Below are 24,325 nucleotides of genomic sequence, written 5' to 3'. Positions count from 1 at the left end.
CCGTATCCGACCCACCATGTCAAAAAAATGGGACGGTAATCCCACATGTTGGACAGGTTTCTTCGGTACCGGCTCATCTCAGCCCCGAATGAGGGCCAGCACCTCCTCGGGATCTCGCAGCGGGCGCTGGGACCTGATGGCATCGAACCCGGGCTCGGCCTCGTAGCGCGGGATGAGGTGCACGTGCAGGTGGAAGACCGACTGACCCGATACCTCACCGATGTTGGAGACGACGTTCATCCCCTGCGCGCCGAGCTTCTCGATCAGCAGGCTGGAGACGCGGGTGATGAGCGGGGCGATCCGGGCCAGCTCGCCATCATTGCCGCAGATGTCGGGGACGTGGCGGCGAGGCACCACCAGAGTGTGGCCGTCCTGGAAGGGGGAGACGTCCAGGAAGGCGACGCCGACCTGGTCCTCGGCCACCCTGCGGGAGGGGATGTCACCGGCGATGATTGAGCAGAAGAGGCAGTCCATGAGCCATGCCTACCATGAACTGCCGGCGGCCGGGGCCGATGCCGCAGGGTCTCAGCGCACCTCGAAGCCGGCGGCGCGCAGGCCGTCCTTGACGGCCGCGATGGTGAGTGTGCGGTAGTGGAAGACGGAGGCCGCCAGCACGGCGTCGGCCCCGGCCCGGGCCGCGGCCACGAAGTGCTCGACGGTGCCGGCACCTCCAGAGGCGATCAGGGGGACGTCGATCTCGGCGCGGACCGCCTCGATCATCTCGATGTCGAAGCCGTCGGTGGTGCCGTCGGCGTCCATCGAGTTGAGCAGCACCTCGCCGGCTCCCCGCTCGACGGCCTCCTTGCACCAGGCGATGGCGTCCAGCCCGGCCGAGCGGGTGCCCCCGAAGGTGGTGACGCCGAATCCCGAAGGATGTCCGGGCTCCCGGCGGGCGTCCAGGGACAGCACCATCACCTGGTTGCCGAACCGGTCGGCGATCTCGCCGATCACCTCGGGCCGGGCGATCGCCCCGGTGTTGATGCCGACCTTGTCGGCCCCGCAGCGCAGCAGGGAGTCGACGTCGGCGACCGAGCGCACTCCCCCGCCGACGGTCAGCGGGATGAAGACCGTCTGGGCGCACCTGGTGACCATCTCGCGGGTGGTGGCACGGCCCTCGGTGGAGGCGGAGATGTCGAGGAAGGTGAGTTCATCGGCCCCCAGCTCGCCATAGGCCTGGGCCAGCTCGACCGGATCCCCGGCGTCCCGCAGACCGGTGAAGTTGACTCCCTTGACGACCCGGCCGTCCTTGACATCCAGACACGGGATGACCCGCAGCGCAACACCCATGGGGCGAGCCTAGCCATCCCCGACCCGCTCAGGCATCCTCTCCCGACATCGAGACGACGCCGCGCTGGATGGCATTGACGGCCCGCCGGCAGTTCCGGGCCAGCTCCTCGTCCACCCCGGCAGCGGCGATCTGACCGGCCAGGTCGGCGACCTGCCGAGCCTGACGGACGAAGTCCCCGGCACTCATGCCATCGGCCAGCAGCACCTCCAGGCCCGCACCGGCAGCCCAGGCGTAGATCTGCTCGGCGAATCCGACGTCCAGGTCCCGCGGCGGCTCCAGCCGGTGCTCCCTCTCCAGTCGGCCGACCCGGGCCCGCACTGATCGCAGCCTGCTCACCGCCTGCTCACAGGAGTCGTCGGGAAGCCAGGCTCCCCGGCGCCGGTCGGCCGGCCTGGACTCGAAGACCAGGGTCGACAGCACGGCGGTCAACTGGGGGACGTCCAGGTCGTCGAGGACCCCTTCCCGGACGGCCTCCGCGGTGACCAGGTCGAGCTCGGAGAAGATCCGGGTGAGCATCCGGCCCTGGTCGCTGATGGCAGAACCGGCGTCGGTGAGATAGCCGAGCTCGCTGAGCACCAGACAGATCCGGTCGAACTTGGCGGCTATCGAGCCCGACTGGCGCCGTGCCTTCTCGGCAGCGGCGTCAGCCTTGCGTCGCATCGCCATCGCCTTCTCGGCGAACCGGGCGTGCTTCTCCCGGTCGGGGCAGTGGTGACAGGGATGCTGGCGGATCTCAGCCCGCAGCTCGGCGATCCGGGCGCCCAGTTCGGCGTCGATGGCGGCCTTGTCGGGTCGCTCGGGAAGCTCGGGCAGGCGGGCTCGGGCGTCGTCGAATGCCCTGCCCAGGTTGCGGCGGGCGGTGGCGTCACCGGGATGGAAGTGGGCCGGCAGCCGCACCCCGCCGTAGCGGCGTACCGGGGAGTCGATGTCGGCCTCTCCCAGTCTCATCACCTTCCTGCCCTCGACCATCGCCAGCGGGTGGGGGCGACTGTCGCCACCACGGTGTGCCCCCTTCCTCGCCGATCCGCCACCTCCACGATGACCGCCGTGGGTGCCCGGATCGATGACCACAGCCCATCCGGCGTGCGGGCCGGCCGGCACCGCGATGATGTCGCCGGGATCCAGTGCCGACAGCGAGTCCGCGATCTCCGCGTCGCGCGCCCCGCGGCGCAGCCTGGCCTGCTCCGCCTCGGCCTGGGAGACCTGCTCGCGCAGCCCGGCATACTCGGTGAAGTCACCCCGCTCGCAGTGCGCCGAGGCCAGCAGCTGCTCGATGGTCCGGTCATCATGGCGGCGCTGGGAGGAGTTGGCACCGCCGAGCCGCCGTTCGGTCTGGAACTGGGCGAAGCTGTGCTCCAGCACCTGGGCGGCCCGGCGTCGCCCCATCGATGCCACCAGGTTGACCGCCATGTTGTAGGTCGGTGTGAAGGCCGATCGCAGCGGATAGGTGCGTCGGGAGGCCAGCCCGGCGACCGCCCGGGGGTCCATCCCGGGCTGCCAGCAGACCACCGCATGGCCCTGGTCATCGATGCCGCGCCGCCCGGCCCGACCGGTGAGCTGGGTGTACTCGCCAGGTGTGATGTCGGCATGGGTCTGGCCGTTGTACTTGACGAGCTTCTCGATGACGACGGTGCGGGCCGGCATGTTGATGCCCAGGGCCAGGGTCTCGGTGGCCACCACCACCTTGACCAGTCCGGTGACGAATCCCTCCTCGACGATGTCCTTGATCACCGGCAGCAGGCCGGCATGGTGGGCTGCGATGCCGCGGCAGAAGGCGGCCAGGAAGCGGTCCCATCCCAGTGCGGCGCGTTCCTCAGCGGTCAGTGCGGCGCCGTGGCGTTCGGCGATCCGGCGCAGTTCGGCGGCCTCAGCGGGGCTGGTGAGCACCACATCGGAGTTCATCAGCTGGCTCACCGCCGCGTCGCAGCCAGTGCGCGAGAAGACGAAGATGATGGCCGGCAGCAGACCGGCCTGCCGCAGCGAGCGCACCACCTGGGAGCGGCTCGGGCTGTTGCGGGGGCCGCGACGGTCACCGCGGTCCCGGTCCCCACCGGCACTGGCCCCGCCGAACCGTCCCGATCCGTAGGACACGCTCTTGCGGCCCCTGCCATTGCGGCCGCGGGGACGCCGGGAGTCGTCGCGCTGGAATCTGGCCTCCTCCCGGGCGATCCTCACCAGTTCGGGGTTGACGTCGCCGGGGGCCTCGGGTGCGAACAGGTCGATCAGCCTGCGGGCCACCGCGACGTGCTGGTCCAGCGGCACCGGTCGGGTCTCCGAGACGATGACCCGGATGTCCCCGCGCACCTCCGCCAGCCACTCGCCGAACTCCTCGGCATTGGAGACGGTCGCCGACAGGCACACCAGCCGGACCCCGGGGTCCAGACCGAGGATGACCTCCTCCCAGACCGGGCCGCGGAACCGGTCGGCCAGGTAGTGCACCTCGTCCATCACCACCCAGCCGAGTCCCTGCAGGGTCCGGGAGTTGGCGTAGATCATGTTGCGCAGCACCTCGGTGGTCATCACCACGATGGGCGCCTCGGAGTTCACCGAGACGTCGCCGGTGAGCAACCCGACCTGGTCGGCGCCGTATCGGGCCGCCAGGTCATGGAACTTCTGGTTGGACAGTGCCTTGATGGGAGTGGTGTAGAAGCACTTGCGGCCGGTCTCCAGAGCCAGGAAGGTGGCGTACTCCCCGACCACCGTCTTGCCGGCCCCGGTGGGGGCGGCCACCAGCACCCCGGCCCCATCGTCGAGATCTCGGCAGGCCGTCACCTGGTACTCGTCGAGGGGGAAGTCGTAGCCCTCGGCGAACCGGGAGAAGGCGCGGGAGTTGGCCCGGGTATCGGCAGAGTCCATGGGCCCCAACCTAGTTCAGGAGGCGATGTTCAGGAGACGCCGAGCAGGTGCAGGGCCCGGGGCCGGCAGGTCACGGTGATCGGCAGGTCGCCGAACTCCTCGCCGTCGGCCATCGCGAACAGTTCCTGCCCGTCTGCCGGGCTCTCCCCGTCGATGGTGACGGTGCGGGCTCGCAGCAGCTCCACGAAGGGCAGCCTGGCGAAAGCACCGGTGTACACAGTGGCCAGGGCGGCCAGCAGGATCTTGCGGCTCACCGGATGAATGATGGTGATGTCGAGCATTCCGTCCCGTACCTGGGCACGCGGACAGATCCGCATCCCGCCCCCGATCCAGCCGGCATTGCCCACCGCCACCAGCATGGCGTCCAGCTCGCGGGCCCGGCCGTCGATGACCAGTCGGTAGCGCAGCGGGGTGAAGCGGGCCAGCTCCGCCAGCGCGACATAACCGTAGGAGGCCGCCCCGAAGCGGACCGGCAACGCGTTGGCACGCCGGTTGACCCGGGCGTCGTACCCACTCGACAGCACCGATCCCAACCACCTGGCCTCGGCCTGCCCCGTTCCGCAGACGTGGTGCAGAGGTCCTGTCGCCTGGGCCAGATCAATGTCGGCGACCCGGCCCGAGACGATGGCCTCGATGGCGCGGTCCATCCGGCGCGGCAGTCCGACTCAACGGCAGAAGTCATTTCCGGTGCCGGCCGGCACGATGCCGAGCCGCACCGGGCTGTCGGCCGCAGCGTTCAGGCCGAGGTGGCTCATCCCGTCACCACCCATCACGACCAGGTTGTGGGGCCCGGAGTTGGGGTCGGCACGGGCGCGCGCGACCGCCTCGACCATCACCTGGTGCGCGTGGCCCATCGATTCGCTGAGGATGGTGCGTAGCGCGGTGTCGGGCAGCTGTGCCGACAGCCGCCCGGCGACCAGCGGGGCCAGCCTGCGGGCAGCACCACCACCGGAGGTGGGATTGACGACCAGGGTGAGGGTGCCGGGCCGCTCCCGTGCGGGCACCGGCCACCGGCCGGTCTCGCTCACTCGATGTCGAGTTTGAACTCGTCGGGGTTGATGCCCAGCGACTCGTTGGCAGCGGCCTTCTTGTCGTGGGCCCGGCAGATCAGCTCGGCGACGAAGTACATCACCGTCAGCGGCACTGCCAGAGCCGACATCGAGATCGGGTCGCCAGCCGGGTTGGCGAACGCCCCCAGCACGAAGAAGCCGAAGATCGCCCACTTCCGGGCGGACGCCAACTGGGTGGCCTTGAGGACCCCGACCATGTTGAGGATCACCAGCACCACGGGCAGCAGGAAGCTGCAACCGAACAGCAGGATGAGCCTCAGCTCCAGATCGAGGAAGGCATTCATGTCGAGCAGGTTGGTGATGCCCATCCCGTTGGGGGTGAAGTTCAGCATCATCGCGATGGCCTTCGGCATCACCCAGTAGCCCAGCGCCGAGCCGATCAGGAACAGTGGCACCGCTGCCCCCAGGAAACGGATCGCCCAGCGCTTCTCCTTGACGACCAGACCGGGGACGATGAAGGCCCACAGCTGGTAGAGCCAGATCGGACAGGCGGCGATCAGCCCGACCAGCACCGCGATCCGCAGGTTCAACATGAACGGCGCGGTGACGCCGGTGTTGACGACCTGCAGATGGGCCTCCGGGTTCTTGGCCATGATGGCCTCGCTGGCCCGCTGGTAGGGCCACATCACCACTTCGACCAGAGGCCGGTAGAAGACGAAGGCGATCGAGCTGGTGACGATCACCGCCACCAGGGAGAAGACCACCCGGTAGCGCAACTCTGCGAGATGGTCCAGCAGCGACATCGTCCCGCCCTCGCCGCCCTGGGGCGGACGGAGCCAGGCGAAGCGCCCCGGCTGACGGGGCTGCTGCGCCTGTGCGAGGTCACCCTCGGTGACACTGCGACTGGTGTCGATGCTCATGAAGACCTGTCCGGTTCAGACCCGGAGCGTCACTCCGCCTTGGTCTGGGCGTCGGTGGGATTGCTGACGGGCGGGTCGGTGACGACCGGATCGGCCACCGCAGGAGTGGAGGTCGTGGTCTGGTCGGACTTCTTGTCCCCGTCCAGGCTCTTGGTCTCCTCCTTGAACTCGCGAATGGCTCGACCGGCACCCTTGCCGACGCCGGCGATCCGCGATCCGCCGAACAGCACCAGGGCGAGAACGATGACGATGATGATTGATATCTCATTGATGAGAATCAGCTCTGGAGCCATTGCTGACAACCTTTCTGGCATTGGACGTCTGGGGCCCGCGTTGACCTTCATCGCGGGTCGACATCGCAGTTCAGGCTACCACGCCCGACCCTTGCCACCCCGGGGCGAAGTGCCCTCGTCCAGGGGCTCCAGGTCGAGCTGGTCGAGCACCTCACCGAGGTCGTCCAGGCGCTTCAGGACGCCGTCCAGATCAGATCCGAGACCGGTCACCTTGTGCCACAGCCACCACAGCCCCCAGCAGGTCAGCACCAGACCGCCCACCAGGGCCAGGATCAGCACCCACAGCCACCACATCATCACTCACCCTGCCCGGCCGGGGTGGCCAGCCCATTGGCCGTCGCAGCCCGGCGCAGCAGCTCGGCCGCCCGCCCGGCAGCCTGCGGGGGGTCCACCGCGTAGACCTCGGGACCCAGGGCCAGCAGCAGGTCGGCCAGCCAGCCCTGCGAGGCGACGGCGAAGGTCACCCTCCAGCCCTCGGCGGTCCTCTCGACCTTGCGGGTCGGATGGTACTCGGCCACCCACCCGGCCGAGGGCGCCAGCGTCAGGGTGACCTCGTCGGAGGCGGGCAGGTCAGAGAACCAGTCGAGCTCCGCCGGCGGCTCCCCGTGACTGGTCGCCGTCCCGACCTGATCGGCCCGCTCGATGCGATCCAGCCGCCAACTCCGCCAGGCCTTGCGGTCCAGGGACCAGCCCAACAGATAGCTGTGACCATCGCGGACCTCGACCCGCACCGGGTCGACGGTCGGGTTGGTGGTCTGGGCGGCTTGCTGACGCCGGTGCACCAGTTTGAGCCGCCATACCTCGGCGATCGCCCGGGCGAACCACTCCCTGCGCCGGTCCGATCCCGCGCCGGTGCTGGCCTGGATCGGATCGGGCCCGATCTGGGGTATCACGGTGCGCAGGGTGGCCGAGGCGGAGCCGACGGCAGGGCGCACCGAGGGGTCGGCCAGGTCGCCGACCACCTGGAGTGCGGCCAGCAGGGACCAGGCCTCGTCGGGGGTCAGGCGCATCGGACGGGGCAGCACATCGGCATTGTCGATCGTGACGGTCCCCTCGTCGTCGACGGCATCCATGTCGATGTCGATGAGGTCGTCGGGCAACCCGCCGGGAAGTCCGCACATCCACAGCGTCTTGAGATCTGCGACGATCCGGGAGGGGGACACCCCGAAGACCTCGGCGACCCGGGTCAGCGGCACCCCGGGGTGGGCGCGAAGATAGGGCACCAGTGACAGCAGCCGGGTGACCTCGGCCTGGGAGTGCGTCACCATGGTGAGGCCCCTTCCGACTCCGGCCGGCCGGCGGCCGGTGAGCGCCGATGGCTCCAGGACCTCGCGTCGATCGCCACGACTCGTTGCGCCAGCGCCTGGCGGGCCCGGTCGGGGGCCACCAGCACGGCCCTGCCACCGGACTGCAGGAGGAACGTCACCAGCTGATCCATCCCGGCGAAGACCACCGTCTCGGCGACGAAGTCCGCCGGGAGCCCGACCCCCTCGGGCAGATCCGTCGGCAGCTCGGCCGGCACCGCAGGGCCGGGCATCCGCAGGCCGTGGTGGTGGGCGATCAGGGCGGGGACCGGTTCTGCCGGCGGGGGCTCCAGGCGGCTGAGATGACCCTGGACGACCTCGGGGTCGGGTCTGCTCACCGATCCTGGCTGGCCCTCCTCGACGACCGGCGAACTGATCCGCGAGAGCCGGAAGATCCTGGCGTCCCGCCTGTCACGGTCGAAGCCCAGCAGATACCAGTGGCCCCTGCGCAGCACCAGGCGCCACGGCTCGACGTGACGTTCGATGGCATCCCGGTAGCCGAACCGCACCGGAGTCGCCGACAAGGTGGCACGCCACAACTCCGGGAAGCCGGTCTGGTCGGGGCCCGAGGACACCTGGGTGGAGATCCCGGCCTCGGTATCGGGCTCGACCCCGGCGGCCCGAAGCTTGGTCAGTGCCGAGGCGGAGGACTCGTCGAGAACCTTGTCCCGCCAGACCCTGGCGGCCATCCCCAGTGCGTCGGCCTCGGCCTGGCTGAACTGCACCGCTGGCAGCTCGAAATCCGATCGGGGGATCCGGTAGCCGACCTCATGGCCGAAGTAGGAGTCGATGTCGACGGCACGGACGTCGATGCCCTGGTTGCGCAGTTCGTCCTTGTCGCGCTCGAAGATCCGCTCGAAGGCGGCCACCGACTTACCCCGATAGTCGACGATGGTGGCCTGCAGCTCGGCACGGGTCAGCGGCCGATCGGTCACCAGCAGGGCGATGACCAGGTTCACCAGCCGTTCGGAACGACGTGACGACATGAGCACCTCCCGGTACGAGCCTCGATGGTGGCCGCGACCCCACAGCCTACTGCCAGCCGCCCAGCGGCGCCTCTACAGTGACCAGCATGAACTACCCGTATCGGACCCCCGGCGATCCGGGACGCGGCCGGTTCGCCCCCTCCCCCACCTCGGCCCTGCATCTGGGCAATCTGCGCACCGCGCTGGCGGCCTGGCTGCTGGCCCGCAGGTCCGGACGCGGATTCGTGGTCCGCATCGAGGATCTCGACCAGGCCAGGGTGGCGGCCGCCGGCGATATCGCCGGCCGGCAGCTGGCCGATCTGGAGGCGCTGGGGCTGGACTGGGACCCCCCGGTGATCCGGCAGTCCCAGCGCCTGGAGATCTACGCCGAGATGATCTCCCGGCTCGACAGCTATCCCTGTTTCTGCACCCGTCGGGAGATCGCCGCGGCCAGCCAGGCACCTGACGGCAATCCGCAGTCCGGGGAGGGCGACTGGCAGCCCTACCCCGGCACCTGCCGCGATCTGACGGCCGCCGAGCGGACCGCACGATCCTCCTCCCGGCCGCCGGCCCTTCGACTCAGGACCACTGTCGACAGCTGTGCGGTCACCGATCTGGCCCGCGGTCGCCAGCGTGGCAGGGTCGACGACGTCGTGCTGCGGCGCAATGACGGGACTCCGGCCTACAACTTGGCGGTGGTCGTCGACGACGGTCTCCAAGGGGTTGATCAGGTGGTGCGGGCCCGCGACCTGTGGCCCTCGGCGCCGCGCCAGGCGGTGATCGCAGGGTTGCTGGGGATGCCGGTGCCCGGCTATGCCCACACCGGCCTGGTCACCGGACCGGCCGGCCGGCGGCTGGCCAAGTCCGCCAGGACCCCGGGGTCACTCGGTTCCGCAGGGTTGGCCGAGCTGGCCGAGGCCGGGATCGGCGTCCCACAGCTGAGAAGGCTGCTGTGCCGCTCACTGGGGTTGCCCGAGGTGGACCGGCTCGACGAACTGCTGGCCCCCGACCCCCGGATCGACCTGGCGCTGACCCCTCCGGACCCGGCTGCCGCACAGACCCCGCTGGACGCCGGACCACTGGCGGGCCCGCAGGGTTGGTGGTCGGACACCGAACTGCACGCCGATCACTGAGCCCCCCGGGGGGACTACTGGGCGGACTCGGCGTACAGGATGTCGACGACGTAGACCAGGGTCTCGTTCTTGGCGATCGACGGCGTTGCATTGCCCTGCGGATAGGCCATCGAGGGGGGCACGATGAGCATCACCCGGGAGCCGACGGTCTGACCCACCAGACCCTTGCGCCAACCCTCGATGACACCGGACATCTCTCCGGTGACGGCCTCGCCGCTGAACCCGTCCTCGATCATCTTGCCGTTGGACCAGGCCCAGCTGCGATACCGCACCTGGATACCGTCAGTGGCGGTGACCTTGGCTCCGGGGCCCTTGATGAGAGTCTGGGTGACCAGTGTGCTGGGCTTGGCGGCTTTTCCGATGGTCACCGTCGGGATGTTGTTCTTGACGGTGACGGTCGGCAGTCCAGCCGCCGGAGTCACAGCGGTGCCGGTGGCGGTGGGATAGGAGGCCGCCAGGATGTCGACCACGAAGACCAGCGAGTCGCCCTTCGCGATGCCGGCCTGCTCGTTGCCGCCCTGTGAGTCATAGGCGTCGGAGCCGGGCATCATGATGAGCACCCGGTCGCCGACCTTGTGGCCGATCAGGCCCTTCTGGAAGCCGGCCACGACCTGGCTCAGCGAGAAGGTCGCCGAGGCGCCGCGGGTGAAGCTGGAGTCGAAGGTCTTTCCGGTGCGGGCGTTGATGCCCACGTAGTTGATGCGCACCGTGGAATCGGCCTGCAGGGCGATGCCCGATCCCGCGGTCAGCACCTTGGAGGTGGTCTTGGCGATCCGGATGGGCCATTTCGCGGTGACGGTCGGGGACTTGCCGGCCGCCCCCGTCACGGTGATCGCGTCCAGGCTGGTGATGACGGTGGCCGGAGTGGTCGGGGTCGCCGAGGCGCTGGGGGTCGCCGAGGCCGACGGGGTGGCCGAGCTGGGGGCGGCCGAGCTGACCGAGGGGGACGGCGTCGACCCACTGGAGGAGTCGGTCGAGTTGCAGGCGGTCAGGCTGAGGGCGGCCACCACTGCCACGGCAGCCAACCCGGCTGCCCTGTTGCCACGGGTACGGAGAACGCGAGAGATCACCCGATGCACGTTACCCGAGCCCCGGGGAGCGTCCACATCGGGCAGGTCCACAACTCTCACAGGTCCACCGCTCTCACAGGTCCACGATGTCGAACAGCTTGCCCAGCTCCTCGCGGCTCAACGGGCGCATGTCGCCGACCCCGAGCCGTCCGACCCGCACAGGCCCGATCGCGGTGCGCGAGAGCTTGCGCACCGGATGGGCCACCGAGTCCATCATTCGCCTCACGATCCGGTTGCGGCCCTCGTGCAGGCTCACCTCCACCAGGGACTTCGTCTCGGAGGCCTGCACCAGCCGCACCGAGTCGGGCTTGACCGGACCGTCATCCAGGGTGAGCCCCTTGGCCAGCCGCCGGATCACCTTGTCGTCGACGTGACCCTCCACCTCGGCCAGGTAGCTCTTGAGCACCTTGTAGGAGGGGTGGGACATCCGATGGCCGAACTCGCCGTCATTGGTGAGCAGGATGAGACCCTCGGTCTCGGTGTCCAGCCTCCCGACATGGAACAGTCGCTCATTGTGGGGTACCCCCTCCAGATCGGCCAGACAGGGCCGTCCGTCGGGGTCATCCATCGTGGAGACGACACCACGGGGCTTGTTGAGCACGTAGTAGAGGTGACGCCGTGCGGTGGGGATCCGCGACCCGTCGACGCGGATCTCATCGTGCTCGGGGTCGACACGGCGGCCCTGGGTGATGATGATCTCGCCATTGACCTCGACCCGGCCCTCGTCGATCATCTCCTCGGCCGCCCGCCGGGAGGCCACTCCCGCCTGGGCGAGCACCTTCTGAAGTCGTATGCCCTCGTGCAGCTCGTCGCTCATCGCTGTTCTCCTGTCGTCCTGATGGTCTTGGATCGGCCGCGCAACCGGGCCAGCAGCGCCGAGTCCGGGCCTGCGGAGTCCAGATCGGCCAGTGCCAGCGCGATCGCCTCCCGCACGATGCGGCCGCGATCGGCGTTGACACCGTGGGCCCGCAGGGTCACCCGGGCGGTCTCCAGGGAGATCAGCTCATCGGTGCTGACATAGACGGTGATCTTCTGGTCGTGACGCACCCGCCCGGTCACCGGGCTGGCGGGCTGCGACCCTGCGCCGCCGGCGGCCGGCCGGTCACGTTCGGGGCCGGGATGGGGCTGGTCCGCGGTGGGCCGGAACAACTCATCGGCGCCCGGGAGCCTCACCCGGCGTGACATCTGACCAGCACCTCCTTGGCGAGGTCGCGGTAGGCCTTGGCCCCTGGTGAGGAGGGGGCGTAGGTGGTGATCGGCTCCCCGGCCACGGTGGTCTCGGGGAACTTGACGGTGCGCTTGATGACAGTGTGGAAGACCACCTCACCGAAGGCTTGGACGACCCTCTCCATCACCTCCCGGGCATGCAGGGTGCGCGGGTCGAACATGGTGCCCAGGATGCCCATGATCTTGAGGTCGGGATTGAGCCGGTCCTGGACCTTCTCGATGGTGTCGGTCAGCAGGGCGACCCCGCGCAGCGCGAAGAACTCGCACTCCAGCGGCATGATGACGTAGTCCGAGGCGGTCAGCGCGTTGATGGTGAGCAGTCCCAGCGAGGGGGCGCAGTCGATGAGGATCATGTCGTACTGGTCGCGCACCTTGTCGATGACCCTCTTGAGGGTCTGCTCGCGGGCCACCTCGGAGACCAGCTGGACCTCGGCGGCCGACAGGTCGATATTGGCCGGCAGCAGGTCCATCCCGTTGATCACGGTCTGCTGGATGACGTCCTCGACCTTGTCGCGGCGCGACAGCAGCAGGTTGTAGATGCTGACCTGGAGATTGTGGGGGTTGATACCGAGCCCGACCGACAGCGAGCCCTGCGGGTCGAAGTCGACCAGCAGCACCTTGCGGCCGCACTCGGCCAGGGCGGCACCGAGATTGATGGTGGTGGTCGTCTTGCCGACCCCGCCCTTCTGGTTGCACATCGAGATGACGATGGCCTGCTTGGGACCATCGGGGACCGGTGCCGGTTCGGGCAGCACCGGCCACGGCCGACCGGTGGGCCCGATGTCGTGCTCAGCGGCGTCGGCGGCCTCCCTGCCGGGAGCCGGCACGTGGATGAGCTCCTCCTGATCGGTCGCCTCGGGCACCTGGAACCCTTCCTCTCGCATCTGTCGAGCCCGGTACGGCCGGGCTGGCACAACCCTAGCTGCTCCCACCTCGAAGAGCCCGTGGATGGGCCGACCGGTACACCTCGCGCAGGTGCTCGGCGGTGACGAGGGTGTAGATCTGAGTGGTGGTCACCGAGGAGTGGCCGAGCAGCTCCTGGACCACGCGGACATCGGCTCCGCCATCGAGCAGATGGGTGGCGAATGAGTGCCGAAGACTGTGCGGGGACAGCTTCTCGGTGAGTCCGGCCCGCTTGCCGGCGCGCTGCATCACCGCCCAGGCACTCTGCCGCGAGAGCCGGCCGCCGCGCTGGTTGAGCAGCAGGGCGGGGGTGACGACGCCGCGTCCGGCCCACTGCGGTCGGCCCCGCACCAGCCAGGCCGTCACGGCCCGGGCGGCATAGCTGCCCAATGGGACGACCCTCTCCTTGTTCCCCTTGCCGACCAGCCGCAGGCCGATCTGAGGATCGGCCAGCACCCCATGGAGATCGTCGACGTCCAGGTCACAGATCTCCGAGACGCGGCCACCGGTTCCGTAGAGCAGCTCCAGCAGGGCCCGGTCCCGCAGCCCCTCGGTGGTCGTGGTGTCGCAGGACTTCAGCAGTGCCTCGACCGCCTCCACCGACAGCGCCTTGGGCAGTCGGCGGGGCCGGTTGCCCGGCGAGACGTCGTGGGCCACATCGGCGGCCACCCTGCCCTCGGCCAGGGCGAAGGAGTGCAGATTGCGCACCGCCACCACCGCTCGGGCCACCGAGGCCTGCGCGAGGTGGTTGTCGGTCAGTTGCCGGGAGAACTCGGAGATGTCGACGGCGCTGACCTGGGACAACTCCTCGAGCCCGCGTCCGGCCAGGAAATCGGTGTACCTGGCCAGGTCGCGCCGGTACGCGGCGATGGTGTTGCCCGACAGTCCCCGCTCCACCGCCAGGTGCGACAGGTAGTCGGCCACCAGATCCTCGAGCCGCGAAGCGCTCAATCCTGCTCCGGATGGCCGATGATCCCCGCGGGTACTCCGGTCAGACCGCCGGGGCGTTCCCGGATCGGCCAGCCGGCGTCTGCCGGCCGGAGCCGGTCGATACGGTCCTGGCTCCGGGCCACCTCCAGGGCCATCAGTCCCGCCACCAGGGTGGGCGACTGGCAGGATCCGTCGAGGACGGCGTCGATCAGATCGTCCAGAGGTTCCCAGTCGTGGCTCATGGCGGCCTCCTCGCCCTCCAGGACGAAACCCTGTGGCCGCTCTGCCGGATGCAGCCCTCGGGCCAGGAAGATCCGGAGGGACTCCTGGGAGCCGCCGGGGGAGGTGAGGATGTCGACCAGGATCCGCCAGTCATCGGCGGCCAGCTGGGCCTCCTCGGCCAGCTCTCGCTGGGCCGCGTGCAGATAGTTCTCGCCCTCGACGTCCAGCAGCCCGGCCGGCGGTTCCACGAGGATCATCCGGACCGGCTGACGGTACTGGCGCACCACCGCCACCCGGTCCTGGTCATCGAGGGCGATGATGCCGACCGCACCGGGATGGGTGATGTACTGCCGTGAGATCTGTTCCCCGGTCGGGGTGACCACGGTGTCGTTGACGAAGTCGCAGACCCGCCCGGTGGCCAGCACCTGGTGGGAGTCGATCTGCCAGCTCTCGTCGTGGTCCCATCGTGTGCTCATTGGCGGCTGGGTCATTCGGCATCCTGGGGAAGCGGCGCCGAGCGGTCCTCGCCGCGGTGATGGGCCACCGCGGCGGCGACCAGTCCTCGGAACAGCGGATGCGCGTGGGTCGGCCGGGACTTCAGCTCGGGGTGGGCCTGGGTGGCCACGAAGTAGGGGTGCAGGTCCTGGTCCAGTTCGACGAACTCCACCAGGGAGCCGTCGGGCGAGGTGCCGCTGATGTGCAGTCCGGCGCCCTCCAGTGCGTCCCGGTAGGCGTTGTTGACCTCGTAGCGGTGGCGGTGCCGCTCGGAGATGGTGGTGGTGCCGTACAGCTTGGCCACCTGGCTGTCCTTGTCCAGCTTGGCCGGGTAGGCCCCCAGCCTCATGGTGCCACCCAGGTCGGCGTGGCCCGAGACGATCTCGATCTGCTCCGCCATCGTGGCAATCACCGGGTTGGCGGAGTCGGGGTCGAACTCGCTGGAGGCGGCGTCCTCGATCCCGGCCAGGTCGCGGGCCACCTCGATGACCGCGCACTGCAGGCCCAGGCACAGCCCCAGGAAGGGCAGCCCGGTCTCGCGGGCATACCTGATGGCGCCGACCTTGCCCTCCACACCACGGATGCCGAATCCGCCGGGAACGCAGATGGCGTCGACCCCCTCGAGGGCATGACGAGCACCGTCGAGGGTGGCGCAGGTGTCGGAGGCGATCCACTTGACGTTGACCTTCACCCGGTTGGCGTAGCCACCGGCGTGCAACGCCTCGGTCACCGACAGGTAGGCATCGGGCAGGTCGATGTACTTGCCGACCAGCCCGACGGTGAGCTCCTCGGTGGGGTGCTGGACGCGGTTGAGCAGATCATCCCAGGTGGTCCAGTCGACGTCGCGGAAGAACAGGCTCAGTCGCTGGACGACATAGGCGTCCAACCCCTCACGGTGCAGCACCTTGGGGATCAGGTAGATGGAGGGGGCATCGGGGCAGGAGACCACCGCCTGCTCCTCGACATCGCACATCAGGGCGATCTTGGACTTGATCCCCTTGGCCAGGGCCCGCTCGGAGCGGCAGACGATGGCGTCGGGCTGGATACCGACCTCGCGCAGCGCGGCCACCGAGTGCTGGGTGGGCTTGGTCTTCATCTCACCGGCGGGGCGGATGTAGGGCACCAGCGAGACGTGCAGGAAGAAGACGTTCTCCCGGCCGATCTCGTGGCGCACCTGGCGGGCGGCCTCCAGGAAGGGCAGCGACTCGATGTCACCGACGGTGCCGCCGATCTCGTGGATGACGACGTCGGGGTCACCGGCCTCCATCGCCAGCATCTGGGCCTTGATCTCGTTGGTGATGTGAGGGATCACCTGGACGGTATCGCCCAGGAAGTCGCCGCGACGCTCCTTGGCGATCACCGTGGAGTACACCTTGCCGGTGGTGACATTGGCCTCGCCCGACAGGTTCTCATTGAGGAACCGCTCGTAGTGGCCGATGTCCAGATCGGTCTCGGCGCCGTCCTCGGTGACGAACACCTCACCGTGCTGGAAGGGGTTCATGGTGCCCGGGTCCACATTGAGATAGGGATCGAGCTTCTGCATGGTGACCTTGAGGCCACGGCTCTTCAGGAGGGAACCCAGAGAAGAAGCGGTGAGCCCCTTCCCCAGCGACGAGACGACTCCGCCGGTGACGAATACGTGCTTGGTGCAGTGATTGTCGGTGCTCACGGAGTTCCAGCCTATCCGGTGGGAGCGGTTCTGCTCTAGCCGCGGACACCCTCTCCCAGATCGAGCAGTTCCTGGGCATGTTCGACGGCCAGCTCGGAGCCGGACATCCCGGTCATCATGCGCGCCAGCTCGCTGCGCCTGTCCGCGCCGCTGACGGCGTGGACGCCGGATCGGGTGATTCTGCCGTCGGAGGTCTTGGTGACCACCAGGTGGCAGTCCGCGAAGGCGGCGACCTGGGGCAGGTGGGTCACCACGATGACCTGGTGACGCCGTGCCAGCCGGGCCAGTCGGCGTCCGATCTCGATGCCGACGGCACCGCCCACCCCGGCATCGATCTCGTCGAAGACGAAGGTCCGGGCCTGCTCGCTGCCGGCCAGCACGACCTCCAGGGCCAGCCTGACCCGTGACAGCTCGCCCCCGGATGCCGCCGAGGCCAGCGGGGCGGGGTCGGCGCCCGGGTTGGCGGCCAGCATGATGACCACCTGATCGGCTCCTCTGGGACCCATCGAGGCGGACTCGAGCTGAAACCTCAGCCGGGCGGTCGGCATCGCCAGGGCGGCCAGCTCGGGCTCGATGGCCGTAGCCAGCCGCTCGGCCGTGGAGCGGCGCAGCGCCGAGATCCGCTCGGCACTGTCGGCCAGTTCGGCCGCCAGCTGCGCCACCCGCTGTTCCAGCTCGGCGGGATCGGCGGCGTCGCCGGCCAGCTCATCGAGCCGCCGACTGTCCCTCGCGGTGGCCTCCAGCAACCTCTCCAGGGTGGTGGACCGTGCCCTCAGCAGCCGCTGGATGGCCGCCAGCCGGGAGTTGACCTGTTCAATCCGGGCCGGATCGGCCCATGCGTGCTCAGCGCGGGCCGCCAGGTCGGTGGCCAGTTCGGCCAGGTCGTAGCCGATCCGGCGGGCGGCGTCGGCCAGGGCGGCCAGCTCCCGGCGGTCCTCCTCGTTCCGGTCCGCCCCGGTTCCGCCGCCCAGCCCGTCCAGCTCGCGACGGGCCAGTTCCAGCAGCGAGACCGCCCCCGGTTCCAGGCCGGTCTCGGTCTCGGCGCCGTTGAGGTATCTGTCGGCGCGCAGCAGCCCGGCCCGGGAGTCCTGGGCCCGGGCGAGCCGGCGCGCCTCGGCGATGAGCTCCTGGTCCTCGCCGGGTTGCGGGTCGACGGCCTGGACCTCGGCCAGCCGACGGCGCAGCACCTCGATCTCCACGGCGCGGTCCTGCTCACCGGTGCGCAACTCCACGAGCCGTTCCGCCAGCCTGCGGTGAGCCGACCAGATCTCCTGATGGGCCGCCAGCAGTCGCGCCATCTGGGGGCCGGCGGCACGGTCCAGGACGTCGAGCTGGTGATCGGCCGAGGTGAGTCGCAGCTGCTCGGACTGCCCGTGGATGGTGATCGTCGAGCCGGTCAGCCGACCCAGCCGCCCGGCGGTCACCTGGACTCCCCCGATCGCCGAGCGCGACCGGTGGGAGGCCAGCACCGACCGTGAGCAGATCACCTCACCGTCCTCGGTCTCACCGCCCAGCTCCTCGATCTGTTCGGCCATCCGGGCATCGGTCCCGATGGTGGCCTCCACCACGGCCCGGGACGCCCCCTGCCGGACCAGGCCCGGATCGGCCCTGGCCCCCAGTAGCAGCCCCAGGCCACTGACCACCATGGTCTTTCCGGCGCCGGTCTCCCCGGTGACGGCGGTCAGTCCCGGTGCGAACTCGACCTGGGCGTCCTCGATGACGCCCAGGTCGCGGATCAGGAAATCGCGGATCATGAGTCCAGGTCGCCCTCGGACTGGCGCCACCCCTCGACCGGCAGGGCGAACTTCTTCACCAGCCGGGAGGTGAAGGGCTGTTCGGCCAGTCGGGCGATCCGCAGCCGCTGGGCGTGCCGGGTGATGGTGACCCGGCGTCCGGGGCGCACATCGTAGCTGCGCCGTCCGTCGCACCACAGCACCCCGGAGTCGGATCCGGCCGGCTGGATGTCGAGGTCGACGCGGGCCTCCGGGCTGAGCACCATCGGGCGGGCGAACAGTGCGTGGGCGCACAACGGGACCATCAGCATGGCGTCCAGGTCCGGCCACATCACCGGACCGCCGGCCGAGAAGGCGTAGGCGGTGGAGCCGGTGGGTGTGGAGACCAGGATCCCGTCGCAGCTCCAGCGCTGGACCGGCAACTCGTCCACCGAGGCCAGCACGTCCAGCATCCGGCGCCGAGCGGCTTTCTCCAGGCTGAGCTCGTTGACGGCGAAGGAGCGCCACATCTGGTTCCCATGGTGGTCGAGGACCCGCACGTCGAGCACCAACCGATCCTCCACCGTGTAGTCACGGGTGCAGACCTGACGCACCAGGGAGGCCATGTCCGATCTCTCCAGCTCGGCCAGGAAACCGACATGGCCCAGATTCACCCCCAGCATCGGCACCTGATGGGGAAGGGACCACTCCGCTGCCCGCAGGATGGTGCCGTCCCCGCCGAAGACGACGACCACCTCGATGTCAAAGCGATCCGGCTGGGGATCTGCCCGGCTCAGACTCACCAGGGTGATCCCGGGCAGCCTGGAACCGAGCTGACCCAGTTGCCCCTCGGTGACCAGGCAGGTGATCCCGCGTTCATCCATCGCCTCGATGAACTCGGCCGCGGCGTCGAAGGCATCGGGGCGGTAGGCGTGGGAGAGCACCACGACGGCACGCGACCGGCCGGCCCGCTCGGTACCGCTGAGATCGGGGGAGCTCATCTGGGCTGTGCCCATCGGGGAAGTCACGAACCCAGCGTAGCTTTCCGGACGGCCGGGGCTCAGCCGCGCTCCAGCCGGATGAAGTACTCCTGGTTGCCGTCCTGGCCGGTGATCCTGGCGGGTGCCCGGTCGCTGACCCGCCAGCCGCAGCCGGTTGCGGCGTCCATCACCTTCTGCACCGCCCGGTCGCGCAGACCCTGGTCGCCGACCACGCCATGGGCTCCCAGATCATGGCGGCCCACCTCGAACTGAGGTTTGACCAGCAGCAGCATCGTGGCGGTGGTCGAGCACACCGACGTGAGCGGGGCCAGCAGCAGGGTCAGAGAGATGAAGGAGACGTCGCCGACCACCAGATCCACCGGTCGGCCATCCAGATCGGCCAGGGTGAGATCGCGCAGGTTGAGCCCCTCGCGGACCTGCACCCTCGGATCGTCGGCGATCTGGGCGGCGAGCTGGTGATGGCCGACGTCGACGGCGAAGACCAGCTCTGCGCCCTTCTCCAGCACCACCTGGGTGAACCCGCCGGTGGAGGCCCCGGCGTCCAGAACTCTCGGCGGAACGGTCACGTCGAGATCCTGGAGGGCCCCCAGCAGCTTGCCGGCTCCCCGGGAGACCCAGTGCTCGACCTCGGCCTCCACCAGCTGCGCGTCCTCGATGCGCCGGGAGGGCCTGGTGACCGGTTGTCCATCCACCCTCACCCTGCCCTGGCGTACCAGTCTGGCAGCCAGTGTGCGCGACCGGGCCAGGCCGCGGGTCACCATCGCCACGTCGAGTCGCTGCGCGCTCACCGCAGCCGTCCCTGCTCCTCGATCTCGGGCTCATCGCCGAGCCCCCGGGCCCGCAGTGCGTCCCCGACCTCCAGGGCGTGGCCGACGACGCCCACCATCACCGGGATGACGAACCGCCACGAGGACCTCTCCAGTCCACGCGCCCGGGCCGCCTGACGGATCGACAGCACCGATCCGAGCAGATAGGGGATGGTCGCCCACATCAGGGTGACCGCCAGGGCGAACTTCTCCGGGCTGGCCCCCAACGGCCGGAGGATCCGCGCAGAACCGGCAATGGCGTCCATCAACGCATCGGGGGAGGTGGTACAGGTGAGCACCCGGGAGACGTAGAGACAGGCCATCAGGGAGGCGACGTAGATCACCCCTCGCCGCCAGTCGCCCAGCACCAGGTGATAGCCGAGAACCAGCCCGTTCATGATCCACAGCGGGGCACCGATCCTCAGCCCGAGCCGTGGCGGCAGCCTGGCCACCACCAGGGCGACCAGCACCGAGGCCGCCAGGCAGACCAGCGAGAACCACCAGATCCGCAGCAGGAAGGGCAGCACCCCCAAAGCCATCAGCATCAGGTACTTCGCACCCACCGGCAGCCGGTGCGCCGGGGTGTCTCCCGGCAGGTAGACACCCAGGTAGTCCTGGACCCGTGCCGCCCTGCTCACCGGGACGCCCCGGCGTCGGCCTGGCGGGTCATCCGTTCGCGGTAGCGCGACACGACCTCGCCGGCCGGCCCGTCATCGACGATCTGACCGCTCTCCACGGCGATCGCCCGATCCATCGAGGCGGCCAGTTCCAGGTCGTGGGTCGAGCACAGGATCTGCTGGTCCAGCTCCTCGAAGGCCCGTCGCAGCTGCTCCCGGTTGCGCAGATCCAGCAGAGTGGTGGGTTCGTCGGCGAGGATGATGGTGGGTTCGACGGCCAGCACGCTCGTCAGCGCCACCAGCTGGCGTTCACCACCCGACAGGTCATGGACACTGCGGGCCGCGATATCCCCCAGCCCTCGTCGGGTGAGCAGGTCCAGGGCGCACTGATGGCGCTGCGCGCGATTGCGGATCCGTTGCCTCAGGCTCAGCTCGACGTCGGCCAGCGGGGTGGACATCACCAGCTGCGACCGCGGGTCGGTGAAGATGTAGCCGGCCTGCCGACGGGCTCGGCGAGGATCCTGGACAGGGTTGACGCCGTCGGCGATCACCTCGCCGGATGTCGGCTCCACGAGCCCGTTGACCATCTGCAGCAGGGTGGACTTGCCGGCGCCATTGGGTCCGATCACCGCCACCCTGCGCTCGGACAGCACCAGATCGATGCCGTCCAGGATCGTCACCTGCCGGTGGGCACCGTCGATGTCGTACTCGTCGACCCTCAGGCCGGCACCCCGGAACTCGATCACGCCCGAACCCGTGCTGCCGGGGCCGGCAGCATCCGCGGGAAGGCCCGGAGGACGGCCAGCGCGATCGCCACCACCAGGCAGGCCTTGATGAGATCGATCGCGAAGAAGATGCCATTGCCGACCAGTGCCGCCCGCAGCGACATCCCGGCGTTGATCATCATGCCGGCGATTCCCAGAGCGTAGATGACCACCATGTCGAGCAGTGCCACGGCGAACAGCAGCACCGGCAGCAGCTGACGCCTCGGACGAGCCCGCAGCACGGCGGTGGCCACCGCCCCGGCGGCGAAGGCGCCCAGCAGGTAGCCGATGAGGAACCCGCCGGTCGCCCCGAGCAGGATCCCGGGACCGCTGGCCTGTCCGGCGAAGACCGGCAGCCCGAGCACCCCGACCAGGATGTACAGCCCGACCGAGAGGCCGCCGCGAACCGAGCCCAGCAGCATCGGGGCGACCATCACCCCGATCATCTGCAGTGCGAATGGCACCGCCCCGACCATGAACAACGGCGGAATGATCGCCAGGACCGCGATGAGGGCCGCGAAGACCGCGATGAGGGCCAGGTCGGTGGCCCCGAGGCCCGACCTGGCCGGCCTGCCGGCGCTGGGGGAAGGGCCGACGCTGTGCTCGGCGATGCCGGCAGGTGCCGATCCGGATGTGGATGTCTCAGCCATGATGCTCTCCTGGGCGCTATCGAGGTCCAGTCGACCCGACAGGACCGATCCGAATCATAGCGAGTTCCCTTGAACAGTGTTCAGTGGACCAGGTCCAGGACCTCCAGGTCCCGATGCGGGGCTGTTCCGCGACCGCTCCAGACCAGTGCCAGCAGAGCCGCCAGGCAGTCCAGCTGAGCGTCCAGATCCGACACCACCGGACTGCTGATCCGGGCGATCCCGTCGCGGACCACCGCCTCACCGGCTCGGCAGAGGGCACGATCGCCGTCGATGACCGCCCGGCGTGGCTCGGCCAGCAGGCCCGAGACATCATTGGCGATGAACTGCGGCCGGGACTGCGGTCCGGCGTCCAGCAGGTCATCCTTGCCGTGGGCACCCGAGAGGACGAACAGCGACCCCATCCCGGCCCCGTTGGCGCCGAGAACGTCGGTGTCGAGCCGGTCCCCCACGAAGATCGGCGAGGTGCAGCCCAGCCGGGCGACGGTGGCGTCCAGCAACGGACGGTGCGGCTTGCCGGCAATCACCGGCTTGACGTTCACGGTGGCACCCACCGCGGCCAGCTGCACCCCGATACCCGGGACCAGGCCGCGGTCGGTGGGACGGGTCATGTCGGGATTCGCGCCGTACCATCGGGCCCCGTGCTGTACCGCGATCCCGGCCTCCACCAGCAGCGACCAGGGCATCTGCGGGTGGTATCCCTGGATCACTGCGGCCGGCTCGTCATCGGCCCCCGCCACCGGCTCCAGACCACGGATCCTGGCCTCCTGCGCCAGCGCCTCGGTGCCCACGATGAGCACCTTGGCTCCGGCCGGCAACTGAGCGGCAGCCAGGTCGGTGATGGCCTGGGCGGAGGAGACCACGTCGGCAGCACCGACCTGGATCCCCATTCCCTGCAGGACCCCGGCAACCGTGGTGGTGCTGCGGGCCGCATTGTTGGTGACGAAGCCCACCTTCACCCCGCCGGCCCGAAGGGCTGCAATGGTGGCAGGGGCGGCGGGCACCGGCTCGGGGCCCAGGTAGATGACGCCGTCCAGGTCGAACAGTGCCGCATCGAAACCGTCAATCAGCGCTCTACTCACTTGTCATCACCCTTCTCGCCGGCCTCCAGCTCCTTGAGCCGGTCAGCGGCGTCCAACAGTTCGGAGGCATCCAGGGAGTCCGCGGTCGCGAAGTACTTCCTGGCTGTCGAGACATCACCGGAGGTCAGCATCAACTCGGCGTAGGCGTAGTGCAGCCGCGCCTCGGCCTCGTCGGAGGCCTTGACGGTGGCGATCGCGCCACGCAGCAGCCTGCGGGCCTCGGCCTGTTGCCCCATGTCCTCCCGGGCCCCGGCCTTCACCAGCACCAGCTCCACCCGCTGGGAGGAACTGAGCCGCTCACTCTCCTCACCCTCGCGGATCAGTTTCAGAGCCGCCTGCGGGCGACCCAGAGCACGTTCGCAGTCGGCCATCACCGGCAACAGATTGTCGTTGCCGGTCATCCTTCGTAGCGCCCGGTACTCATTGAGGGCCGAGGCGTACTCCCCGGCCGCATAGGCCGTCTCCGCAGCGACCTCGCGCAACACGGGCAGCCGAGCGGCCCGCCGCAGTGCCGCCTGGGCGTGCTGATGGGCCAGCTTGGGGTCCTCCTCGAGCAGTTCGGCAGCAGCAACCACGTGACCCTCGATGATATGGGCGACATCGGTCGGCACACTGCGCAGCTCGGCCTTGATCGCAGGCGGCAGGGCGTCCTCGTCGAAGTCCAACGGTGCCACCGGCTCATCGGCGTACTTGCCGTAGCCGCGCCGGTCCACGACATCGTGATCCTGCCCGCGGTCACGACCAGACTGCCGGGAACCGGGCCGGTCCGACCTGTCATTGCGCCGACCGCCCCGACGGTCGTGCTCGCGACCCTGATCATCGTCATCGCGATGACGGGGCCCGCTCCAGGCCCCTCTGCGGCCACCGTCTCCTGCGCCACGCGGGCCTGCGCCTCGATGCGACGAGTTGTTGCCGTAGCCGCCCGAGCGCCCCGAACCGCCACGGCGACGGTCGCCCGAGAATCCGCGGCCCGAGCCGCCGCGATGTGTGGAATCTGCCATGTGGAACAGTCTCCCGCAGCAGGAGCCCCGGCACCAATGCGGATACCCCGACGCGTGGCCCCTCGTGGTGTGCGGGTATACAGACGGGTCGGTATACAGGCTCTTCCCAGATGAGGGTGTAGCGCACGTCGCGCGGCGGGCCGGCGCGTCGGTGGCCGGGTAGGGGTCGAGGTCTCCCGAGGATGAGAGCTCCTACACACTCAGCCCGAAAGACCTCGACGTGCACGACGCTTCCGTCGGCGGGCGCGCTGATGCGTTCGCCAGCCCCGACCTGACTGCCTTCTGCCGCCTCGACGAACTCGGCCTCGTTGTCACCGGGCAGCGACTCGAGCCGGATCGTGCCGTATTGGCCTGCCAGGTGGTCGAGCCCGACCAGTGGTGCCGGCGCTGCGGCTGCGAAGGGAGACCAC

At 69.4% G+C, this 24,325-nt stretch carries 26 protein-coding genes and 1 pseudogene; 2 read left to right on the top strand and 25 right to left on the bottom strand.

Annotation, left to right across the window (positions count from 1 at the left end):
• Positions 1-78: 78 nt before the first annotated feature.
• The 10 genes from G554_RS0106590 to G554_RS15090 form a co-directional block, all read right to left on the bottom strand.
• Positions 79-474, bottom strand: coding sequence for an HIT family protein (locus G554_RS0106590; RefSeq protein ID WP_027587295.1), 396 nt, complete (start codon positions 472-474; stop codon positions 79-81).
• 51 nt (positions 475-525) lie between these two features.
• On the bottom strand, positions 526-1,287 hold the full coding sequence (hisF, locus tag G554_RS0106585; protein WP_027587294.1) for an imidazole glycerol phosphate synthase subunit HisF: 762 nt from the start codon (positions 1,285-1,287) through the stop codon (positions 526-528).
• 28 nt (positions 1,288-1,315) lie between these two features.
• On the bottom strand, positions 1,316-4,144 hold the full coding sequence (locus tag G554_RS0106580; RefSeq protein WP_027587293.1) for a DEAD/DEAH box helicase: 2,829 nt from the start codon (positions 4,142-4,144) through the stop codon (positions 1,316-1,318).
• A 29-nt stretch (positions 4,145-4,173) separates the two neighbouring features.
• Complete coding sequence (locus tag G554_RS18335; protein WP_245569981.1) at positions 4,174-4,791, bottom strand: hypothetical protein; 618 nt, start codon at positions 4,789-4,791, stop codon at positions 4,174-4,176.
• Positions 4,792-4,809: 18 nt separating this feature from the next.
• Positions 4,810-5,172, bottom strand: a complete 363-nt coding sequence (locus G554_RS18330; RefSeq protein WP_245569980.1) for a diacylglycerol/lipid kinase family protein — start codon at positions 5,170-5,172, stop codon at positions 4,810-4,812.
• Positions 5,169-6,074 (bottom strand): twin-arginine translocase subunit TatC, encoded by a 906-nt coding sequence (tatC, locus tag G554_RS0106570; RefSeq protein ID WP_051232595.1) that lies wholly within the window; start codon positions 6,072-6,074, stop codon positions 5,169-5,171. Before tatC ends, G554_RS18330 begins: the two co-directional genes overlap by 4 nt.
• Before the next feature lie 29 nt (positions 6,075-6,103).
• Complete coding sequence (locus G554_RS15100) at positions 6,104-6,367, bottom strand: twin-arginine translocase TatA/TatE family subunit (protein ID WP_071162164.1); 264 nt, start codon at positions 6,365-6,367, stop codon at positions 6,104-6,106.
• A gap of 75 nt (positions 6,368-6,442) precedes the next feature.
• On the bottom strand, positions 6,443-6,664 hold the full coding sequence (locus G554_RS15095) for a hypothetical protein (protein ID WP_245569979.1): 222 nt from the start codon (positions 6,662-6,664) through the stop codon (positions 6,443-6,445).
• Complete coding sequence (locus tag G554_RS0106555) at positions 6,664-7,635, bottom strand: helix-turn-helix transcriptional regulator (protein WP_036924913.1); 972 nt, start codon at positions 7,633-7,635, stop codon at positions 6,664-6,666. Before G554_RS0106555 ends, G554_RS15095 begins: the two co-directional genes overlap by 1 nt.
• Positions 7,629-8,657, bottom strand: a complete 1,029-nt coding sequence (locus G554_RS15090; RefSeq protein WP_051232592.1) for a helix-turn-helix transcriptional regulator — start codon at positions 8,655-8,657, stop codon at positions 7,629-7,631. Before G554_RS15090 ends, G554_RS0106555 begins: the two co-directional genes overlap by 7 nt.
• Positions 8,658-8,743: 86 nt before the next feature.
• Here G554_RS15090 and gluQRS point away from each other — a divergent pair, with 86 nt between their 5' ends.
• Positions 8,744-9,769, top strand: coding sequence for a tRNA glutamyl-Q(34) synthetase GluQRS (gene gluQRS / locus G554_RS0106545; RefSeq protein WP_084648366.1), 1,026 nt, complete (start codon positions 8,744-8,746; stop codon positions 9,767-9,769).
• Positions 9,770-9,783: 14 nt separating this feature from the next.
• On the opposite strand, the gene G554_RS15085 is transcribed toward gluQRS, so the two are convergent.
• The 15 genes from G554_RS15085 to G554_RS15080 all read right to left on the bottom strand — a co-directional run bounded on the left by G554_RS15085 (position 9,784) and on the right by G554_RS15080 (position 23,915).
• Complete coding sequence (locus G554_RS15085) at positions 9,784-10,839, bottom strand: FKBP-type peptidyl-prolyl cis-trans isomerase (RefSeq protein ID WP_084648371.1); 1,056 nt, start codon at positions 10,837-10,839, stop codon at positions 9,784-9,786.
• Positions 10,840-10,912: 73 nt separating this feature from the next.
• Positions 10,913-11,656 carry a pseudouridine synthase gene (locus G554_RS0106535; RefSeq protein ID WP_027587288.1) on the bottom strand — a complete coding sequence of 248 codons (744 nt, stop codon included), beginning with the start codon at positions 11,654-11,656 and terminating at the stop codon, positions 10,913-10,915.
• Positions 11,653-12,024, bottom strand: a complete 372-nt coding sequence (locus G554_RS0106530; RefSeq protein WP_027587287.1) for a hypothetical protein — start codon at positions 12,022-12,024, stop codon at positions 11,653-11,655. The genes G554_RS0106535 and G554_RS0106530 overlap by 4 nt, the downstream gene beginning before the upstream one ends.
• A complete protein-coding gene (locus tag G554_RS0106525) occupies positions 12,009-12,950 on the bottom strand; it encodes a ParA family protein (protein WP_036924911.1) in 942 nt (313 codons plus the stop codon). Before G554_RS0106525 ends, G554_RS0106530 begins: the two co-directional genes overlap by 16 nt.
• A gap of 34 nt (positions 12,951-12,984) precedes the next feature.
• Positions 12,985-13,920: a site-specific tyrosine recombinase XerD gene (gene xerD / locus G554_RS0106520; RefSeq protein ID WP_027587285.1), complete on the bottom strand. Its 936-nt coding sequence runs from the start codon at positions 13,918-13,920 to the stop codon at positions 12,985-12,987.
• Complete coding sequence (locus G554_RS0106515; RefSeq protein WP_027587284.1) at positions 13,917-14,597, bottom strand: NUDIX domain-containing protein; 681 nt, start codon at positions 14,595-14,597, stop codon at positions 13,917-13,919. Before G554_RS0106515 ends, xerD begins: the two co-directional genes overlap by 4 nt.
• A gap of 11 nt (positions 14,598-14,608) precedes the next feature.
• Positions 14,609-16,285: a CTP synthase gene (locus G554_RS0106510; RefSeq protein WP_027587283.1), complete on the bottom strand. Its 1,677-nt coding sequence runs from the start codon at positions 16,283-16,285 to the stop codon at positions 14,609-14,611.
• A gap of 35 nt (positions 16,286-16,320) precedes the next feature.
• Positions 16,321-18,039, bottom strand: coding sequence for a DNA repair protein RecN (recN, locus tag G554_RS0106505; protein WP_027587282.1), 1,719 nt, complete (start codon positions 18,037-18,039; stop codon positions 16,321-16,323).
• Positions 18,036-18,998 carry an NAD kinase gene (locus tag G554_RS0106500; RefSeq protein ID WP_051232616.1) on the bottom strand — a complete coding sequence of 321 codons (963 nt, stop codon included), beginning with the start codon at positions 18,996-18,998 and terminating at the stop codon, positions 18,036-18,038. Before G554_RS0106500 ends, recN begins: the two co-directional genes overlap by 4 nt.
• Before the next feature lie 59 nt (positions 18,999-19,057).
• Positions 19,058-19,786, bottom strand: coding sequence for a TlyA family RNA methyltransferase (locus tag G554_RS0106495; protein WP_027587280.1), 729 nt, complete (start codon positions 19,784-19,786; stop codon positions 19,058-19,060).
• Positions 19,783-20,442 carry an energy-coupling factor transporter transmembrane component T family protein gene (locus tag G554_RS0106490; RefSeq protein ID WP_425393343.1) on the bottom strand — a complete coding sequence of 220 codons (660 nt, stop codon included), beginning with the start codon at positions 20,440-20,442 and terminating at the stop codon, positions 19,783-19,785. Before G554_RS0106490 ends, G554_RS0106495 begins: the two co-directional genes overlap by 4 nt.
• The gene (locus tag G554_RS0106485) at positions 20,439-21,167 is read right to left on the bottom strand and encodes an energy-coupling factor ABC transporter ATP-binding protein (protein WP_027587278.1); all 729 of its coding nucleotides are present in this window, start codon (positions 21,165-21,167) and stop codon (positions 20,439-20,441) included. Before G554_RS0106485 ends, G554_RS0106490 begins: the two co-directional genes overlap by 4 nt.
• On the bottom strand, positions 21,164-21,835 hold the full coding sequence (locus G554_RS0106480) for a biotin transporter BioY (protein WP_084648365.1): 672 nt from the start codon (positions 21,833-21,835) through the stop codon (positions 21,164-21,166). Before G554_RS0106480 ends, G554_RS0106485 begins: the two co-directional genes overlap by 4 nt.
• 80 nt (positions 21,836-21,915) lie before the next feature.
• Positions 21,916-22,914 (bottom strand): HAD-IIA family hydrolase, encoded by a 999-nt coding sequence (locus tag G554_RS0106475; protein ID WP_027587276.1) that lies wholly within the window; start codon positions 22,912-22,914, stop codon positions 21,916-21,918.
• Positions 22,911-23,915, bottom strand: coding sequence for a tetratricopeptide repeat protein (locus G554_RS15080; RefSeq protein ID WP_245569978.1), 1,005 nt, complete (start codon positions 23,913-23,915; stop codon positions 22,911-22,913). The genes G554_RS0106475 and G554_RS15080 overlap by 4 nt, the downstream gene beginning before the upstream one ends.
• Positions 23,916-24,135: 220 nt before the next feature.
• Here G554_RS15080 and G554_RS0106465 point away from each other — a divergent pair.
• A pseudogene (locus G554_RS0106465) lies at positions 24,136-24,325 on the top strand (ISL3 family transposase); the annotation flags it as partial.

It is taken from the genome of Acidipropionibacterium thoenii DSM 20276 (assembly GCF_000423445.1).
GTDB lineage: Bacteria > Actinomycetota > Actinomycetes > Propionibacteriales > Propionibacteriaceae > Acidipropionibacterium > Acidipropionibacterium thoenii.
Note: the sequence above shows the minus strand (reverse complement) of the source record. Positions and strands in the feature narration are given on the sequence as shown.

Coding starts and splice junctions, on each gene's coding strand:
- G554_RS0106480 (WP_084648365.1), bottom strand. CDS start 21,835: ATGGCTGAGACATCCACATCCGGATCGGCACCTGCCGGCATCGCCGAG.
- G554_RS0106500 (WP_051232616.1), bottom strand. CDS start 18,998: ATGAGCTCCCCCGATCTCAGCGGTACCGAGCGGGCCGGCCGGTCGCGT.
- G554_RS0106555 (WP_036924913.1), bottom strand. CDS start 7,635: ATGGTGACGCACTCCCAGGCCGAGGTCACCCGGCTGCTGTCACTGGTG.
- tatC (WP_051232595.1), bottom strand. CDS start 6,074: ATGAGCATCGACACCAGTCGCAGTGTCACCGAGGGTGACCTCGCACAG.
- G554_RS15080 (WP_245569978.1), bottom strand. CDS start 23,915: ATGGCAGATTCCACACATCGCGGCGGCTCGGGCCGCGGATTCTCGGGC.
- G554_RS0106525 (WP_036924911.1), bottom strand. CDS start 12,950: ATGCGAGAGGAAGGGTTCCAGGTGCCCGAGGCGACCGATCAGGAGGAG.
- G554_RS0106530 (WP_027587287.1), bottom strand. CDS start 12,024: ATGTCACGCCGGGTGAGGCTCCCGGGCGCCGATGAGTTGTTCCGGCCC.
- G554_RS0106580 (WP_027587293.1), bottom strand. CDS start 4,144: ATGGACTCTGCCGATACCCGGGCCAACTCCCGCGCCTTCTCCCGGTTC.
- G554_RS18335 (WP_245569981.1), bottom strand. CDS start 4,791: ATGGACCGCGCCATCGAGGCCATCGTCTCGGGCCGGGTCGCCGACATT.
- gluQRS (WP_084648366.1), top strand. CDS start 8,744: ATGAACTACCCGTATCGGACCCCCGGCGATCCGGGACGCGGCCGGTTC.
- G554_RS15100 (WP_071162164.1), bottom strand. CDS start 6,367: ATGGCTCCAGAGCTGATTCTCATCAATGAGATATCAATCATCATCGTC.
- G554_RS0106590 (WP_027587295.1), bottom strand. CDS start 474: ATGGACTGCCTCTTCTGCTCAATCATCGCCGGTGACATCCCCTCCCGC.
- hisF (WP_027587294.1), bottom strand. CDS start 1,287: ATGGGTGTTGCGCTGCGGGTCATCCCGTGTCTGGATGTCAAGGACGGC.
- G554_RS0106535 (WP_027587288.1), bottom strand. CDS start 11,656: ATGAGCGACGAGCTGCACGAGGGCATACGACTTCAGAAGGTGCTCGCC.
- G554_RS15095 (WP_245569979.1), bottom strand. CDS start 6,664: ATGATGTGGTGGCTGTGGGTGCTGATCCTGGCCCTGGTGGGCGGTCTG.
- recN (WP_027587282.1), bottom strand. CDS start 18,039: ATGATCCGCGATTTCCTGATCCGCGACCTGGGCGTCATCGAGGACGCC.
- G554_RS0106515 (WP_027587284.1), bottom strand. CDS start 14,597: ATGAGCACACGATGGGACCACGACGAGAGCTGGCAGATCGACTCCCAC.
- G554_RS15090 (WP_051232592.1), bottom strand. CDS start 8,657: ATGTCGTCACGTCGTTCCGAACGGCTGGTGAACCTGGTCATCGCCCTG.